16 protein-coding genes are annotated in these 17011 nt (G+C 62.6%); 8 read left to right on the forward strand and 8 right to left on the reverse strand.

Annotated features, from left to right (window positions below; genetic code table 11):
• Window positions 1-16: 16 nt before the first annotated feature.
• From JQ567_RS00695 to JQ567_RS00710, 4 genes are all read left to right on the forward strand, one after another.
• Complete coding sequence (locus JQ567_RS00695; protein WP_212437022.1) at window positions 17-1222, forward strand: divergent polysaccharide deacetylase family protein; 1206 nt, start codon at window positions 17-19, stop codon at window positions 1220-1222.
• Window positions 1223-1307: 85 nt separating this feature from the next.
• Entirely contained in the window at window positions 1308-1811 is a 504-nt protein-coding gene (locus tag JQ567_RS00700; protein ID WP_212437023.1) for an RNA pyrophosphohydrolase, read from the forward strand.
• Between the two features lie 165 nt (window positions 1812-1976).
• Complete coding sequence (locus tag JQ567_RS00705) at window positions 1977-2483, forward strand: RNA pyrophosphohydrolase (protein ID WP_212437024.1); 507 nt, start codon at window positions 1977-1979, stop codon at window positions 2481-2483.
• 10 nt (window positions 2484-2493) lie between these two features.
• Entirely contained in the window at window positions 2494-3162 is a 669-nt protein-coding gene (locus tag JQ567_RS00710; protein WP_212437025.1) for an HAD family hydrolase, read from the forward strand.
• A gap of 215 nt (window positions 3163-3377) precedes the next feature.
• Here JQ567_RS00710 and JQ567_RS00715 read toward each other — a convergent pair whose 3' ends face one another.
• From JQ567_RS00715 to JQ567_RS00735, 5 genes are all read right to left on the reverse strand, one after another.
• On the reverse strand, window positions 3378-3785 hold the full coding sequence (locus JQ567_RS00715; RefSeq protein WP_212437026.1) for a F0F1 ATP synthase subunit epsilon: 408 nt from the start codon (window positions 3783-3785) through the stop codon (window positions 3378-3380).
• A gap of 137 nt (window positions 3786-3922) precedes the next feature.
• Window positions 3923-5368 (reverse strand): F0F1 ATP synthase subunit beta, encoded by a 1446-nt coding sequence (gene atpD / locus JQ567_RS00720; protein WP_212204177.1) that lies wholly within the window; start codon window positions 5366-5368, stop codon window positions 3923-3925.
• A 57-nt stretch (window positions 5369-5425) separates the two neighbouring features.
• Window positions 5426-6307, reverse strand: coding sequence for a F0F1 ATP synthase subunit gamma (locus JQ567_RS00725; protein WP_212437027.1), 882 nt, complete (start codon window positions 6305-6307; stop codon window positions 5426-5428).
• Between the two features lie 135 nt (window positions 6308-6442).
• Window positions 6443-7972 (reverse strand): F0F1 ATP synthase subunit alpha, encoded by a 1530-nt coding sequence (atpA, locus tag JQ567_RS00730; protein ID WP_212437028.1) that lies wholly within the window; start codon window positions 7970-7972, stop codon window positions 6443-6445.
• Window positions 7972-8532 (reverse strand): F0F1 ATP synthase subunit delta, encoded by a 561-nt coding sequence (locus tag JQ567_RS00735; RefSeq protein WP_212437029.1) that lies wholly within the window; start codon window positions 8530-8532, stop codon window positions 7972-7974. Before JQ567_RS00735 ends, atpA begins: the two co-directional genes overlap by 1 nt.
• Before the next feature lie 667 nt (window positions 8533-9199).
• On the opposite strand from JQ567_RS00735, the gene JQ567_RS00740 reads away from it, so the two are divergent.
• Entirely contained in the window at window positions 9200-9697 is a 498-nt protein-coding gene (locus tag JQ567_RS00740; RefSeq protein ID WP_212437030.1) for a septal ring lytic transglycosylase RlpA family protein, read from the forward strand.
• 280 nt (window positions 9698-9977) lie between these two features.
• Window positions 9978-10601, forward strand: coding sequence for an MSMEG_1061 family FMN-dependent PPOX-type flavoprotein (locus JQ567_RS00745; RefSeq protein WP_212437031.1), 624 nt, complete (start codon window positions 9978-9980; stop codon window positions 10599-10601).
• A gap of 193 nt (window positions 10602-10794) precedes the next feature.
• Here JQ567_RS00745 and JQ567_RS00750 read toward each other — a convergent pair whose 3' ends face one another.
• Complete coding sequence (locus tag JQ567_RS00750) at window positions 10795-13005, reverse strand: primosomal protein N' (RefSeq protein ID WP_212437032.1); 2211 nt, start codon at window positions 13003-13005, stop codon at window positions 10795-10797.
• Between the two features lie 164 nt (window positions 13006-13169).
• On the opposite strand from JQ567_RS00750, the gene JQ567_RS00755 reads away from it, so the two are divergent.
• Both JQ567_RS00755 and JQ567_RS00760 read left to right on the forward strand, forming a co-directional pair.
• Window positions 13170-14141 (forward strand): tyrosine recombinase XerC, encoded by a 972-nt coding sequence (locus JQ567_RS00755; RefSeq protein ID WP_212437033.1) that lies wholly within the window; start codon window positions 13170-13172, stop codon window positions 14139-14141.
• A 115-nt stretch (window positions 14142-14256) separates the two neighbouring features.
• A complete protein-coding gene (locus tag JQ567_RS00760) occupies window positions 14257-14847 on the forward strand; it encodes a DUF4337 domain-containing protein (protein ID WP_212437034.1) in 591 nt (196 codons plus the stop codon).
• A 177-nt stretch (window positions 14848-15024) separates the two neighbouring features.
• Here JQ567_RS00760 and JQ567_RS00765 read toward each other — a convergent pair whose 3' ends face one another.
• Entirely contained in the window at window positions 15025-15555 is a 531-nt protein-coding gene (locus JQ567_RS00765; RefSeq protein ID WP_212437035.1) for a hypothetical protein, read from the reverse strand.
• Between the two features lie 35 nt (window positions 15556-15590).
• Window positions 15591-16994: a dihydrolipoyl dehydrogenase gene (lpdA, locus tag JQ567_RS00770; protein WP_212437036.1), complete on the reverse strand. Its 1404-nt coding sequence runs from the start codon at window positions 16992-16994 to the stop codon at window positions 15591-15593.
• Between the last annotated feature and the right edge of the window lie 17 nt (window positions 16995-17011).

Consider the following 17011-nt stretch of genomic DNA (forward strand, 5'->3'; position numbering starts at 1 on the left):
TGATTCGGGGAGGTTCATGACGGAAACGGCCGACGAGCTGAGCACGCCGCTCGGACAGGAAACCAAGCGCAAGAAGCGCCGGTTCCGGCTGCCGTTCACCGCGATGCAGGCGCTGGCCGTGCTGCTCGGCCTGTTCCTGGTCGGCTTTGCCACCATCGCCCTGTTTACGGACAATCCCTTTGGCGGCGAGCCGGTCGCGCACGTCGCCATGCGCAAGACGCCCGTGGCTGACGAGAAAGCCATCGCGGCCGCGTCCGGTCCCGCCGAGCAGGCTGCGAAATCCGCGCCCAAACAGGCTGCGGCCGGCGAGAACAAGACCGTCACCATCATCGACGGATCCAGCGGCAAGCGGCAGGACGTCGTGATCGGCGGCGATGCCGGCAACAAGAACGATGCGGAGACAGCGCCCGCAACCGCGATGGCCGGCATCGATCCGCGCCTGCTGGAGAAGTCGCGCTACGGCATGATCCCGGTGGTTGCCGACGGCCTGAAGCCGTTTACGGTCTATGCCGCCGACGCCGACCGCGCCAAGGCCGCCAAAATGCCCGTTGTCGCCATCGTCGTTGGAGGCCTCGGCGTCGGCGCCGCCAAGACGGTTGATGCCATCATGAAGTTGCCGCCCGCCGTGACGCTGGCGTTCACGCCCTATGGAGCAGACCCGACGAAACTCGCCGAGCGCGCGCGGGCGCAACGCCACGAGATCCTGCTGCAGGTCCCGATGGAGCCGTTCGATTATCCCGACAACGATCCCGGCCCGCAGACCCTGCTGACGACGCTGGCGCCCGAGCAGAATATCGACCGTCTGTATTGGCATATGAGCCGGATCCAGGGCTATGCGGGGATCGCCAACTTCATGGGCGCGCGCTTCGTGGCGACGGACGCCGTGATGCAGCCGATCATCCGCGAGGCGGCCAAGCGCGGCCTCGGCTATCTCGATGACGGCTCCACCCCGCGCAGCGCCGCCCCCGCATTGGCGGCGGGGCAGGCGATGCCCTTCACCAAGGCCGATTTCACCATCGACGCCGTGCCGACCTCGGCCGAGATCGACCGGACGCTGCTCAAGCTCGAAACCCTGGCCAAGGAACGCGGCTTGGCCGTCGGCGTCGCCTCTGCCCTGCCGATTTCGATCGAGCGGATCGCCGCCTGGATCAAGACGCTCGAGAACCGCGGCATCCTGCTTGTGCCATTGACAACGGCGATGCTGAAATCAAAATCAGGCTAGGGATCAACCTGATGGCACCGATCCGGCATTGCCGGATTGTGCCCGTCTGATCGCTCGAATTGTGTGTGTTAGGAAACCTGACGGAATGGCGCGCTACGAAGACCTGCCTTACCGGACATGCGTCGGCATGATGCTGATCAACGCGGCGGGGCTGGTCTTCATCGGTCGCCGCGCCGGAGGTATTGAGCACGTCGACGAAACGCACGTCTGGCAGATGCCGCAAGGCGGCGTCGATCCCGGCGAGGACACCTGGGCGGCGGCAAAGCGCGAGCTCTATGAGGAGACCAGCGTTCGATCGGTGGAGAAACTCGGCGAGGTCGCCGACTGGCTGATCTACGACATTCCGCGCACCGTGGCCGGCCGTACCTGGAAGGGCCGCTACCGCGGGCAGCGCCAGAAATGGTTTGCGGTCCGCTTCACCGGCAAGGATAGCGAGATCAATGTCGCGAGCCCCGGCGGCGGCCACAAGGCCGAATTCATCAGTTGGCGCTGGGAGCCGATGAAGAATCTTCCGAACCTGATCGTGCCGTTCAAGCGGCCGGTCTATGAACGCGTGGTGAAGGAATTTTCCGGCCTCGCGGGCGGTTAGTATGGTGCCGTACGAATCTCATCGTCCATGCAACGACACGTCATTCCGCGGCATGCGAAGCATGAAATACGAGGTGCAAGTGCACATCGGAGAATCTCGAGATTGCCCGATGCGCATTGCGCATCTGAGGTTCGCGCGAGCGCGCGCCCCGGAATGACAGCCGCCATGTCAGACAAACCCTACCGTCCCAATGTCGGGATCGCCTTGTTCAACGCCGCCGGTCAGGTGCTGATCGGCCGGCGCTTTCGCGACGATGGACCCGAGATCATCCTGCCCGGTCTCGAATGGCAGATGCCGCAGGGTGGCATCGACGCTGACGAGAACCCGCGTGATGCCGTGATGCGCGAACTCTGGGAGGAGACCAGCGCAGTCAGCGCCGAGCATCTCGGTGAAACCGACTGGATGAGTTACGAGTTTCCGCCCTATGACGGTCCGCCCTCGCATCGCCTCGCCAAGTTCCGCGGCCAGCGGCAGAAATGGTTCGCGCTGCGCTACACCGGGCGCGACGACGAGATCGACCCGTTGACGCCGCGCAACGGGCAGCCCGCCGAATTCGACCAATGGCGCTGGGAACGGCTCGACCGTGTTGCCGATCTCGTGGTGCCGTTCCGGCGCGAGGTGTACATGGCCGTCGCCACGGCGTTCGCACGATTTGCAACCACGCCTACTTAAGAAAATGCCGATGCCGATCCGCGCAGTATTTTTCGACGTTGGCGAGACGCTGATCGACGAAACGCGCCTGCTGCACGGCTGGGCCGACACCATGGGCGTCGATAGGGCCGAGTTTCTGGCCGTGCTCGACGATATCATTGCCAAAGGCGAAAATTACCGCCTGGTCTTCGAGCGGCTGCGGCCGGGTTTTGACGTCCGTGCCGCCGCCGCCGAGCGCAAGCGAAGCGGAACTGATTTCAGGATTGAAGCACGCGATCTCTATGCCGACGCCAGGCCCTGCCTGTCCGAACTGACGTATGACGGCTGGTTTGTCGGTATCGCCGGCAATCAACCGCCCACGGCCAAGGCGGCGCTCGAATCGTTCGGGCTGGAGGCCAGATTGATCACGACCTCGGCGGAGCTCGGCGTCGACAAGCCTTCGCTCGATTTCTATCGCAAGACGCTCGCCAAGACCTGCGCAATGTCCGAGTTCGATCCAGCCGAAGTGCTCTATGTCGGTGACCGTCTCGATAACGACGTCATTCCGGCACGGAATTTTGGCATGAAGACCGCCTTACTTGAACGCGGGCCTTGGGGTCGCAACCATGTTCGCTGGCCCGATGCCGCGCTCGCCGATTTCATCCTGAAAGATCTGGCCGGATTGCCGGCCTTGCTGCGCGGGATGAAACGCCAGAGCTGAGATCCGATGCAAGATCGGGATGACGTTAGATCGGGTTGGAGCGCTCGCGTTATCAGAGAGAAATGCGTCAGAAGTGCGCAACTGAGCGGTTCCGGGCACGGCCGGGGCAGCTCGCGAAAGAAATACTGCTGCAAAAAGCTCAGCGCCCGTCACGGTGTGACGAGTGCTGGTGTTATCAGGGGCCTTCATTGCGCCCCGGCGCCGTGCCCCGGGGCTTAGTGCATCGCCGTGGAGCTGAGCTGATGCTCGATGCTCTTGAAGTGATCGAGCCGCTCGATGGCGTGGTCGAGCTCGGAGCCTTCCTTCTCGGCGAGCTTGGCTTCCATTTCGGCAATCGTCTCGGCGAACTGCGTCCTGTCGAGCTCCTGCGTCGAGATGGCGACGTCGGCGAGCACGGTGAGGCCCTTCTCCGACACTTCGGCAAGGCCACCGAGCACGATGATCTTCTGATGCGTGCCGCCGGAAGTGATGGTCAGGATGCCCGGACGGACCGCGGCCACAACCGGCGCATGGCCGGCCAACACGCCGAAATCGCCTTCGACGCCGGGCACGTCAACCTGATCGACTTCGCCAGAGAAGGCGAGTTTTTCGGGGGAGACCAGATCGAAGTGGAAGGTGGCCATGGATCTTTCCGTTCTTTCCGCTGTCACCCGCGGGCTTGACCCGCGGGTCCATCAGCAAAAACTTTGTAGAGATGGATTGCCGGTCATTGGTACGAAGACGCGCTTCGCGCTTTTGCCCGGCAATGACACATCAAAGCTTAAGCTGCTTCAGCCGCGAGCTTCTTGCCCTTCTCGACAGCTTCTTCGATGTTGCCGACCATGTAGAACGCCGCTTCCGGCAGATGGTCGTACTTGCCTTCACACAGGCCGCGGAAGCCCTTGATGGTGTCGGCGAGGTCGACGAACTTGCCGGGCGAACCGGTGAACACTTCGGCGACATGGAACGGCTGCGACAGGAAGCGCTCGATCTTGCGGGCGCGGGCAACCGCGATCTTGTCCTCTTCGGACAATTCGTCCATGCCGAGAATGGCGATGATGTCCTGCAGCGACTTGTAGCGCTGCAACACCTGCTGAACCATGCGCGCGGTTTCGTAGTGCTCCTGGCCGACGACCAGCGGGGACAACATGCGCGAGGTCGAGTCGAGCGGATCCACGGCGGGGTAGATGCCCTTTTCCGAGATCGCGCGGTTCAACACCGTGGTCGCGTCCAAATGGGCGAACGAGGTCGCGGGCGCCGGGTCGGTCAAGTCGTCGGCCGGCACGTAGATCGCCTGCACCGAAGTGATCGAGCCCTTGTGCGTGGTGGTGATGCGCTCCTGCAGCGCGCCCATGTCGGTGGCGAGCGTCGGCTGATAACCCACCGCCGAAGGAATACGGCCCAAGAGCGCCGACACTTCGGAGCCTGCCTGGGTGAAGCGGAAGATGTTGTCGACGAAGAACAGCACGTCCTGGCCCTGGTCGCGGAAATGCTCGGCGACGGTCAGACCGGTGAGGCCGACGCGGGCACGGGCGCCCGGGGGTTCGTTCATCTGACCGAACACCAGCGCGCATTTCGACTTCACGTTCGGATCGGGATTGTGCGGATCGGCGTTGACCTTGGACTCGATGAACTCGTGATAGAGGTCGTTGCCTTCGCGGGTACGCTCGCCGACGCCGGCGAACACCGAGTAGCCGCCGTGCGCCTTCGCGACGTTGTTGATCAGTTCCTGAATCAGCACGGTCTTGCCGACGCCGGCGCCGCCGAACAGGCCGATCTTGCCGCCCTTGGCGTAAGGCGCGAGCAGGTCGACGACCTTGATGCCGGTAACGAGAATTTCAGCTTCGGTGGACTGGTCGGTATAGCTCGGCGCTTCGGCATGGATCGGGCGCAGGCCTTCCGACACCATCGGGCCGGCTTCATCGATCGGCTCGCCGATCACGTTCATGATGCGGCCGAGCGTGCCGGCGCCGACGGGAACGCGGATCGGCGCCCCGGTGTCGGTGACTTCCTGGCCGCGGACCAGACCTTCGGTGGTGTCCATCGCGATGGTACGCACCGTGGATTCACCGAGATGCTGCGCCACTTCGAGCACCAGGCGGTTGCCGGCGTTCTTGGTTTCGATTGCGTTCAGAATGGCGGGCAGATGCCCTTCGAACTGCACGTCGACGACGGCGCCGATGACCTGGGTGATGTGTCCGGTCTGGTTTGCTGGTGCTGCGGCCATAAAACTCTCTCCTTCGAATTCTGTCTCTGGAAGTCCGTCAGGGTGTCGCGCGAATGGCTAGAGTGCCTCGGCGCCGGAGATGATTTCGATCAGCTCCTTGGTGATCTGGGCCTGACGGGTGCGGTTGTAGATAAGGGTCTGCTTGCGGATCATGTCGCCGGCGTTGCGCGTGGCGTTGTCCATCGCGCTCATCTGCGCGCCGTAGAACGAAGCATTGTTTTCCAGCAGCGCACGGAAAATCTGCACCGCGAGATTGCGCGGCAACAGGCGCGTCAGGATCTCGTCTTCTTCCGGCTCATATTCGTAGGACGTCGACGGACCGGCATTCGCGGCCGGCGCTTCCACCACCACCAGCGGAATGATCTGCTGGGCGGTCGGGATCTGCGAGATGACGGACTTGAAGCGCGAATAGAACAGCGTGCAGACGTCGAATTCGCCGGCATCGAAGCGCGCCAGGACCTTCTTGGCGATATCTTCGGCATTGATGAAGCCGAGCTGACGCACCGATTTCAGGTCGAGATGTTCGACGATCTGCTTGTCGAACTGGCGGCGGAGCTGCTCGTAGCCCTTGCGGCCGACGCAGAAGATCTTGACCTCTTTGCCCTGGCCGGTCAGCGACAGCGCGCGTTCGCGCGCCAGGCGCACGATCGAGGAATTGAACGCGCCCGACAGACCACGCTCGCCGGTGCAAACCAGCAGCAGGTGAACCTGATCGTTACCGGTACCGGCCAGCAGCGCCGGCGCGCCGGGTGAACCCGCCGCTGCGGTCGCGATGTTGGAGATCACCGCATCCATTTTTTCCGCGTAGGGCCGCGCCGCTTCGGCGGCGGTCTGCGCGCGGCGCAGCTTGGAGGCTGCGACCATCTGCATGGCCTTGGTGATCTTCTGCGTCGCCTTGGTGGAGGCGATGCGGACCCGCATGTCTTTCAGTGAAGCCATTCTTAGTTCACCCCGGCGATCCGGTCTCTAAGGACCCGACCGCAAGCCCCTCTTTCATCAAACCCGGCCAAAAGCGCGAAGCGTGTCTTCGCGCTCAAAGCGCCGGGCCAGAACTTTAATTAGCCGACCGGCAAATCAAGCAAGCGTCTTGGAGAAACCTTCGACAACCGCCTTCAGCTTGCCCGCGGTATCGTCGCTGAGATCGCGGCTTTCGCGGATGCTGTTGAGGATCTCGACGTTCTTGCCGCGCAGCAGCGACAGCAGGCCGTCTTCGAAGGGGCGCACCTTGTTGAGCGGGAGCGCATCGAGATAGCCGTTGGTGCCGGCCCAGATCACACAGACCTGTTCTTCCATCTTCAGCGGCGAGAACTGCGGCTGCTTGAGGAGTTCGGTCAGGCGCGAACCGCGGTTCAGCAGGCGCTGGGTCGAGGCGTCGAGGTCGGAACCGAACTGCGCGAACGCCGCCATTTCGCGGTACTGCGCCAGCTCACCTTTGATCTTGCCGGCGACCTTTTTCATCGCCTTGGTCTGCGCCGACGATCCGACGCGCGACACCGACAGACCGACGTTCACAGCGGGACGGATGCCCTGGAAGAACAAATCGGTTTCCAGGAAGATCTGGCCGTCGGTAATCGAAATCACGTTGGTCGGAATGTAGGCCGACACGTCGTTGGCCTGGGTTTCAATGACCGGTAGCGCGGTCAGCGAACCAGAGCCCTGATCCTTGTTGAGCTTGGCGGCGCGCTCGAGCAGGCGGGAATGCAAATAGAACACGTCGCCCGGATAGGCTTCGCGGCCCGGCGGACGGCGCAGCAGCAGCGACATCTGGCGATAGGCGACGGCCTGCTTGGACAAATCGTCATAGATGATGACGGCGTGCATGCCGTTGTCGCGGAAATATTCACCCATCGTGCAGCCGGTGAACGGTGCGATGTACTGCATCGGCGCCGGATCGGAAGCGGTGGCCGCAACGATGATCGAGTATTCCAGTGCGCCCTGCTCTTCGAGCACTTTCACGAACTGGGCAACGGTCGAACGCTTCTGGCCGATCGCGACATAGACGCAATACAGCTTGAGGTTCTCGTCCGGCTGCGCGTTGAGCGGCTTCTGGTTCAGAATGGTGTCGAGCGCGATCGCGGTCTTGCCGGTCTGACGGTCGCCGATGATCAGCTCGCGCTGGCCGCGGCCGACCGGGATCAATGCGTCGATCGCCTTGAGGCCGGTCGCCATCGGCTCGTTGACCGATTTGCGCGGAATGATGCCGGGCGCCTTGACGTCGACGCGCATACGCTTGTCGGCCTGGATCGGACCCTTGCCGTCGATCGGATTGCCGAGCGCGTCGACGACGCGGCCGAGCAGGCCTTTGCCGACGGGCGTATCGACGATGGCGCGGGTGCGCTTGACGGTCTGGCCTTCCTTGATCTCGCGGTCGGCGCCGAAGATCACGATACCGACGTTGTCGGTTTCGAGGTTGAGCGCCATGCCGCGGGTGCCGTTCTCGAACTCGACCATCTCACCGGCCTGGACGTTGTCGAGGCCGTAGACGCGGGCAATGCCGTCGCCGACGGACAACACCTGTCCGACTTCGGTAACTTCAGCCTCCTGGCCGAAATTCTTGATCTGGTCCTTGAGGATCGCGGAAATTTCCGCGGCGCGGATGTCCATCAGCCTGCCTCTTTCATCGCGTGCTTGATCGAATTGAGTTTGGTGCGAAGCGAACTATCCACCATGCGGCTGCCGAGCTTGACCACCAGGCCGCCGATAATGGAGGGATCGACTTTCACGTTGAGCGCGACGTCCTTGCCCGTCACTGATTTCAGTGCGGTCTTGAGAGCGTCGAGATTCTTGTCGCTGAGCGCTTCGGCGACGGTGACGTCTGCCGTAGCTTCGCCCTTGAACTTCGCCACCAGCGCGCGGAAGGCGCGGATCACGTCGCCGACGGCGAACAGCCGGCGATTGGCGGTCAGGACTTTGAGGAATTTGGCAGAAGTGCCTGAAATTCCGGCCTTGTCGAGAATCGCGGTGAGCGCCTTCGACTGCGCATCTGCCGAGAATACCGGACTGCGGACCAGGCGCTTCAAATCAGCGCTGTCGGCCAGCATGGCCTCGAATCTACCGAGATCGGCTTTTACTGCGTCGATCGATTTCTCGTCGCGCGCCAACTCGAACAAGGCCGTTGCATAACGGCCTGACACTCCCGAAACGGACGGATCTTCAGCAGCCACAGAGACGCTCTTTTTTGCTGTCAAACTCGCAAGGGAAAAACCGTCGCCACGGAAGCGGCGCCTAGCGATCCAAGCCCTTGGAATTCAAGCGGGACTTCGATTTTCGACCGGCACGAGAGGTGCCGGGATCGTTAAAATCGCGGCTTTGCTAACATAGCAAGCGCGCAGGTGCAACATGACGGCGCGCGCGGGCGATGCCTTGTCGCACGACTATTTTAGTTGGCCTCTAATCGAATTTTCCAAGGCCAGTTTTCAGCGCCAGTTCGCAGCGCAACAGCCGTCACGATTTTGCCGTACGGACCCGGGCCGGAACGGCGCGTCAGCGACAAGCTCAAACGTTCCGCCCGTATTTGCATGGGCGCCATGTATCTCCGGAACAACCCGAATCCGGTTCCCCACCGTTTACTTGCCGTAACGTTGCGAACACTAACGAACACTTAACTCATCAGTAATTCCAAGTATTGGAATGGTTAAAAATTCGTTAAAGCAATGTATTAATAACTACCATTCGATTAGTTGATCTACGTAACAAGATATGTCAGCGGGAGACAAACAGGGATTACTGCCAAATTCATGCCTCATTGCCTAATCAAACGGCCATCTCACACACGGGAACGGGGGTTCCACTTGTCACATATGTGGCAATACTGTCTGAGGGATTATTTAAATGTTGAATACGAAGAACCTGCTGCCGGGAACTATCATCCGGTCGCGTACAGCGTTCGCTTTGATTGCCGCAACTCTCCTGGCCGGTGGCAGCATTACCGAAGCTTCGGCCAAATCCAGGCACCACCGTCATCACCATCACCATTCCCACCACGCCCAAAAGGCCAAGAGCAACTGGCAGGACGCCAACGCCTCGATCGGCTCGAGCTCCGGGCGCAGCTTCTCGGGCATGGCTTCCTTTTACGGCAATGAATCCGGCAGCAAGACCGCGTCCGGCCAGCGCTTCAACCAGAGCGCCATGACCGCCGCCCACCGCAGCCTGCCGTTCGGCACCAAGCTCAGGGTGACCCATGGCGGCCGCAGCGTCATCGTCACCATCAACGACCGCGGCCCGTTCATTAAGGGGCGTGTGCTCGACCTTTCGACCGGCGCTGCCAGCGCCGTCGGACTGACCCGCGCCAAGGGCGTCGGCCGCGTCACGGCCGAGGTCGTCTCCTAAAGCGCGCATCACGCGCCGTTGCCGGTTCACCAAATCTGGTAAGCGTTGCGTAGCGTAACGGTCGCGGAATCTTTCGCGCACCGATAAGGGCCTGCCGTCGCAAATGACGGCAGGCTTTTTATTTGGCCGTGCTCGAGCCGGCAGAGCCACGCGCTTGCTACCTCGCCCGCACGGCGCGGAGCCGCTCTGGCCACAACGGTGGCAGGAGGATCGTGCTAGGTTTCCGAAGGCAACAGGCGCACGGCCTTCCAGCCTTGAACCAGCACTGACGAGATCGATCATGAGCCAGATCAAAACCGTCGAACAACTGAGAAATGTTCTTCCCGAACCCCGGGCGACCACCAAGGCCAAGATAGCCCCCTATCTCGACGAACAGGCGATCGACTTCCTGCAAACGTGCCCGTTTGGGCTGATGGCCACGGCCGGCCGCGACGGGCCGATCGAGGTCTCGCCGAAGGGCGACGAGCCCGGGTTTGTCCGCGTCGAAAATGAAACAACGGTTCTGCTTCCGGAACGGGCGGGCAACAACCTTGCGTTCGGCCTGCAGAACATCATCGAGACCGGCCGGATCGGGATGATTTTCCTGCGCCCCCGGACCGGCGAGACGCTGCGGCTCTCGGGCCGGGCCGAGATCTTTGACGATGCCGAACTGCTGGCGACACTTGGCAAGGAAGGCCGCCCGGCGCTGCTGGCGATCCGGATCCACATCGAACGCTGCTATTTCCACTGCGCCCGCTCGGTGCTCCGGTCAAAGCTCTGGCAACCCGAGCATTGGCCGGAACCCAAGCGCATCTCGTTCGGAAAAGTCTTCGCGGCGAGGGCCGGCGCCGACGAGGATCAGGCGGCGAAAATCGATGCCTTTGTCGAGCAGGGATACACGACCAATCTGTGGTCGAACGGCTGACGTTGATCTACCGCGGTAGGCTGTCGCTCATCAATTGCGGCGCGCTTTTTCATCCGTCATTGCGAGCGAAGCGAAGCAATCCATAGCGCCGCACAGGGAAAGATGGATTGCTTCGTCGCGGAGCCTGTCATCGGGCGCGCATTCGCGCGACCCGTTGGCTCCTCGCAATGACGGAGAGGGACCCTGCTTCATCTCACAAGAAGCTCTGCGGATCGACGTCGACCTCGAGCTTGAGATTGCCTTTTGTCTTCGGACCCGCCGCAAGCCATTCGCGCAAATAGTCCGACAGATCGACATTGCGCAGCGATTTCACCAATAGCCGAAAGCGATAGCGGCCCTTGATCACTGCCAGCGGCGCTTCGGCAGGCCCCAGCACCTGGATGCGCTCGTCGATCGGCGCGATGGCAGCCAACTTGCGCGCAAAACCTTCGGCGGTCGGCCGGTCGCCGGCGGAAATGATCAGGCTGGCGAGCCGGCCGAACGGCGGATAACCCGATCGTTCGCGCGCATCGATTTCAGTCGCATAGAACGCCTCGCGATCGCTTGCGACCAGCGCCTTCATCACGGGATGATCGGGCTGATGGGTCTGCAGGTAACCGATGCCGCGACCCTGGTCGCGCCCGGCGCGGCCGATCACCTGGTTGAGCAATTGAAACGTTCGCTCGGCGGCGCGCGGATCGCCATTGCTCAGACCCAAATCTGCATCGACGACACCGACCAGATTGAGCCGCGGGAAATTATGTCCCTTCGCCACCAATTGCGTGCCGATGATGATGTCGACGCGGCCCTCGGCGATTTCGTTCAGCTCGCTGCGCATGGTTTCGATCGAGGTGATCAGGTCGCTCGACAGCACCATGGTGCGCGCGTTCGGGAACAACTGCGCGGCCTCCTCCTGCAGACGTTCGACACCGGGCCCGACGGCGGCCAGAGATTCCTCGGCCGCGCAGTGCGGACAGATATTCGGGCGCGGTATCGAGAAGCCGCAATGGTGACAGACCAGCCGCTGGCGAAAGCGATGATCGACCAGCCAGGCGTCGCAGATCGTGCAGGAGAAACGGTGCCCGCAGGCGCGGCACAATGTCAGCGGTGCGTAGCCGCGGCGATTGAGGAACAACAGCGCCTGCTCGCGCTTCTCGATCGCCTGCCCGATGTAATCGGCAAGCCGCGGCGAGACGAAGCGGCCGCGCGGCGGCGGCTCGCGGCGCAAATCGATCGCCTCTATATGCGGCATATGCTGGCCGCCGAAACGCGACGGCAGCGCGACGCGCTGATAGCGCCCCTTGCGCGCGTTGACTTCGGTCTCGATCGACGGCGTTGCGGAGGCCAGGATGATCGGAATTTTCGCGATATGCGCGCGCACCACCGCCATGTCGCGGGCGTGATAATGCGCGCCGTCATCCTGCTTGTAGGCCTGGTCGTGCTCCTCATCGACGATGATCAGGCCCAAATCCGCATAGGGCAGGAACAACGCCGAACGCGCGCCGACCACGACCGGCGCTTCGCCGGCCGCGATCGCCGCCCAGTTGCGGGCGCGGGTGCGCGGCGTCAGTTCGGAATGCCATTCCAGAGGACGCACCCCAAAGCGCTGTGCGAAGCGATCGAGGAATTGTCCTGTCAGCGCGATCTCCGGCATCAGGATCAGCGTCTGCTTGCCGCGGCGGATGATTTCGGCGATCGCCTCGAAATAGACTTCGGTCTTGCCCGAACCGGTGACGCCGTCGAGCAAAGCGACGTGAAAGCTGCCATTCGCCGCCAGCGCCCGCATCGCGTCCACGGCGGTGCGCTGCTGCCGGGAGAATTCAGGCTGGGCAAACGACGGATCGGGCGCCGGCGGCGCCAGCGGCGGCGGCATCGCTTCGACCTGCAGCGTGCCCTCATCGACCAGCCCGTCGATCACGCCCGAGCTGACGCCGGCTTCCCGGGCGGCTTCGGACTTGCCGTGCAGCAGGCCGTCCGACAGCACGTCAATCGCCCGCCGCCGCGCCGGCGTCAGGCGCCGCGGCGGCTCACCGACCAGCCGCACGCCAAGGCGCATCCGTTCGGGGCCGAGATTTTCGCCCATCCGCAAGCTCATGCGCAGCACCATGCCGCGCGCGGAGAGCGTGTAATTGGCGACCCAATCGACGAGCGAGCGCAGCTCCTGCTTCAGCGGTGGCACGTCGAGCTTTTCGCCGACATCCTTTAAGCGGTTATGCAGGCGCGGATCGGGATTGGCGTTTTCCGCCCACACCACCGCCACCACCTCGCGCGGCCCCAGCGGCACGCAGACGACGTCGCCGGGCTTCAGCTCCATGCCGCGCGGCACGCGATACGAATAGGCCTGATTGAGCGCAACCGGCACCAGCACATCGACGACGCGTGTCGATGAGGCGGAGGAACTGCTGCTGCGCGTCGAATGGTCCATCGGGAATCAGGCGTAAGGGGTGCAGGGACTTAAGTTAAGAGGCGCCCAAGTTAAGGGCGCGCGGCCGCGAGGACCAGTGGCACCCGGTCGCGTGGGGCGCAAGTTAGCGAACGGTAAACGAAAGAGGTGCGATATAATCAGGAGAATCAGGGCGCCCATAGTCCATGACCAAGCCTGTTCCATCATTTCAACCGATCGAACTCGATTGCGCCGACGCGACGCTGGCGCTGGAGATGACGCGCTGGCTGTCGCATTTGCGCGCCGAACGGCGGCTGTCGCCCAAGACGCTGGAGGCCTACGCCCGCGACCTCCGGCAATGCCTGATCTTTCTCAGCCAACACTGGGGCCGAAAAGTTACGCTCAAGGGATTTGCGGCATTGGAAGCCAGCGATATCAGGGCCTTCATGGCGATGCGCCGCGCCGACGACATCGGCGGGCGCTCGCTGATGCGGGCGCTGGCGGGGCTGCGCTCGTTCGGACGTTTCCTGGAGCGCGAAGGCAAGGGCAAGGTCGGCGCGCTCTCGGCGATCCGTGCGCCGAAAATCGGCAAGAGCCTGCCGAAGCCGATCCAGATGGCGGCCGCCAAACGTTTTGCCGATGCCGACGAACGCGCCGGAGAGGATCGCGATCCCTGGATCTGGGCGCGCGACGCCGCCGTGATGGCGCTGCTCTACGGTTCGGGCCTGCGCATTTCCGAGGCGCTCGGGCTGAAAAAGCGCGACGTGCCGCTACCCGGCGAAGGCGACGTCATCATCGTGACCGGCAAGGGCAACAAGACCCGCATGGTGCCGGTGCTGCAAAACGTGCTGGCGCTGATCGCCGATTACACCGCCGTCTGCCCGCATCAGCTTAACCCGGAGGGACCGATTTTCGTCGGCGCACGCGGCGGGCCGCTCAGCCCGCGAATCATCCAGCTGACCATGGAGCGGCTGCGCGGCGTGCTCGGCCTACCCGACAGCGCGACGCCGCATGCCCTGCGCCATTCATTTGCTACCCACCTGCTGTCGCGCGGCGGCGACCTGCGCGCGATCCAGGAATTGCTCGGCCACGCCTCGCTCTCGACCACGCAGATCTACACCGGTATCGACAGCGAGCGGCTGCTGGAAGTGTACAAGACGGCGCATCCGCGCGGCTGAACGCCCGCGCGCGCACCGACATACTATCGTCACATCGTGCACTTCCCCTGCCCGCCCCTTGCGCTGGCCGAATGGTTCCGGCAATCGTAAGCAGGTCACCTGGCAGGAGGGAATCATGGGCGCACATGAAAGTATGGAGCATGCGGAGCACGCCGAGCACGCTTCCAGCTCCAACAAGAGAATCGCATTGCTGATCGCCGTCATTGCGCTGTTTCTTGCGCTGTCGGAGACCCTCGGCAAGGGCGCGCAGACCGAATCGATCAGCAAGAATGTCGAGGCGTCGAACCTCTGGGCGTTCTTCCAGGCCAAGAGCATCCGCCGCACCACGGTTCAGGCCACCGCCGAGCACGCCAAGCTGAGCCTCGGGGTCACCACTGATCCGGCCGCAAAGGCGGCGCTGCAAAAGCAGATCGATGACTGGACCAAGACGGCGGCGCGCTATCGCTCGGAGCCGGAAACCGGCGAGGGCTCGGAAGAGCTCATGAAGCGCGCCAAGCATGCCGAACATTTGCGCGACGAGGCCATGGCCAAGTACCATCACTACGAAGTCGCCTCGGCCGCGTTCCAGATCGGCATCGTGCTGGCATCGGCGACCATCATCACCGGCATGATCGTGCTGGCCTGGGGTTCCGGCCTGCTCGCCTTGATCGGAATTGGATTCACCTTGATCGGCCTGTTCGCGCCGCATGCCGTGCATTTGATGTAGCTTGTTTCACCTCTCCCATCGGGAGAGGTGAACCTGAACTCGCTGTGAGAGTGAGTTCGACGATATTGGCCGGCGCTAGAGCCCTTTCCGTTCCGATTAAATCGGAGCGGGGCTCTGGATTCCTTATTTGGCGCGTTTTCTTGACGCGAACCGGTGTCCACTTCGCTGGAAAATGCTTTACCGCGCTTCGTGCACGCGCTTGCGAAAGCGCTGGATCAGTCTCAGCATCCGACCTGACCAGCCCTCGCCGTCGCCGCGCAGCATCTCGGCGATCCGGCGCTTGACCGGCTCGACCAATGCAGCTGCCCTGGCACGCAAAGCCATGATGAACTCATAAATCTTTTTGAACCACTGCATCTTCAGCAGCTTCGGCCGCGTCACATCGAAGATAAAGGCAGTGACGCCGACGCCGACGAATTTTCCGAGAACGATGACGACGATCGCGCTGATCCAATATTCATTCGCCAGCAGCCACAGCCCGACCAATTTGAGCGGAAACAGCGGAATCACCGGCACCGCAAACACGATCAACGTCATGGCGGGCGACAGTGTATCGACACGCTCGGACAGCCATCGCTTGAACGCGCGGAACGGAATCCACGCGACGATGCGCTCGACGATCGGCTCAAGATGATCCCACAGCCATGCTTCGATCAGGAAGATGACCGCAAGCAGAATCCATAACGGCTTAAGTAGGCGGCGCATCATCGGGTCATCTCGACCCGACGTGTGCCGGGTATCGATCACATATGGATGGCCCGTTTGCCGACCGCAAGCGCGGCTTCCTTGATGGCCTCCGAGCGGGTCGGATGCGCGTGGCAGGTCCGGGCCAGATCCTCTGCGGAACCGCCAAATTCCATCAGAACGGCGGCTTCATGGATCATTTCGCCGGCTTCACGGCCGACGATGTGCACGCCGAGCACGCGATCGGTCTTCGCATCTGCGAGAATCTTCACAAAGCCGTCCGTGGTCTGGTTGACCTTGGAACGGCCGTTGGCAGTGAAGGGGAATTTGCCCGACGTGTAAGCGACGCCCGCCTGCTTCAGCTCTTCCTCGGTCTTGCCGACCGACGACACTTCCGGCGTGGTATACACAACGCCCGGGATGACGTCGTAATTCACATGCCCGGCTTTCCCTGCGATGATCTCGGCACACGCCACGCCTTCGTCCTCGGCCTTGTGCGCGAGCATCGGACCCGCCACCACGTCGCCGATGGCATAGACGCCCTTCACGCTGGTCGAGAAATGCGCGTCGATCTCGACGCGGCCGCGATTGTCGAGCGCGATACCGGCCTCCTTCAGGCCGAGGCCTTCGGTGTAGGGCACGCGGCCGATACAGACCAGCACCACATCGGCTTCGATGGCCTCTGCCGCACCGCCCGCCGCCGGCTCGACCTTGGCTGACAGCGTCTTGCCCGACGTGTCGACACCCGTAACCTTGGCGCCGAGCTTGAACGCAAAGCCCTGCTTTTCGAGGATGCGCTGGAATTGTTTTGCCACTTCGCCGTCCATGCCGGGCAGGATGCGATCGAGGAATTCCACCACGGTGACTTTTGCACCTAACCGGTGCCACACCGAACCGAGTTCGAGTCCGATCACGCCGGCGCCAACAATCAGCAGGCTCGACGGCACCTTTTCGAGCGACAGCGCGCCGGTCGACGACACGATCCGCTTCTCGTCGATCTCGATGCCCTTCAGCCGCGCGATGTCGGAGCCGGTAGCGATCACGATGTTTTTGGTCTCGACGGTCTGCGCCTTGCCGTCACTGCCTGACACTTCGACCTTGCCGGCACCGAGAACCTTGCCCGTGCCGCTGATGACGTCGATCTTGTTCTTCTTCATCAGGAACTCGACGCCCTTGACGTTGCCGTCGATGCCCTGTTGCTTGAAATTCATCATCGAAGGTAGATCAAGCTTCGGCGCGGAAATGCTGACGCCCATTTTTGCAAATGAGTGCCCGGCTTCCTCGAACATCTCGGACGCATGCAGCAGCGCCTTCGACGGCATGCAGCCGACGTTGAGGCAGGTCCCGCCGAGCGTCGCATTCTTCTCAACCACCGCGACCTTCATGCCGAGTTGCGCGGCGCGCACCGCGCAGACATATCCGCCCGGACCGGTGCCGATGACGACGAGATCGTAAGAAGCCATGATTGAAGTCCCGTAAC

It is taken from the genome of Bradyrhizobium sp. AUGA SZCCT0431 (assembly GCF_018131065.1).
In the GTDB taxonomy this organism is placed as follows: domain Bacteria; phylum Pseudomonadota; class Alphaproteobacteria; order Rhizobiales; family Xanthobacteraceae; genus Bradyrhizobium.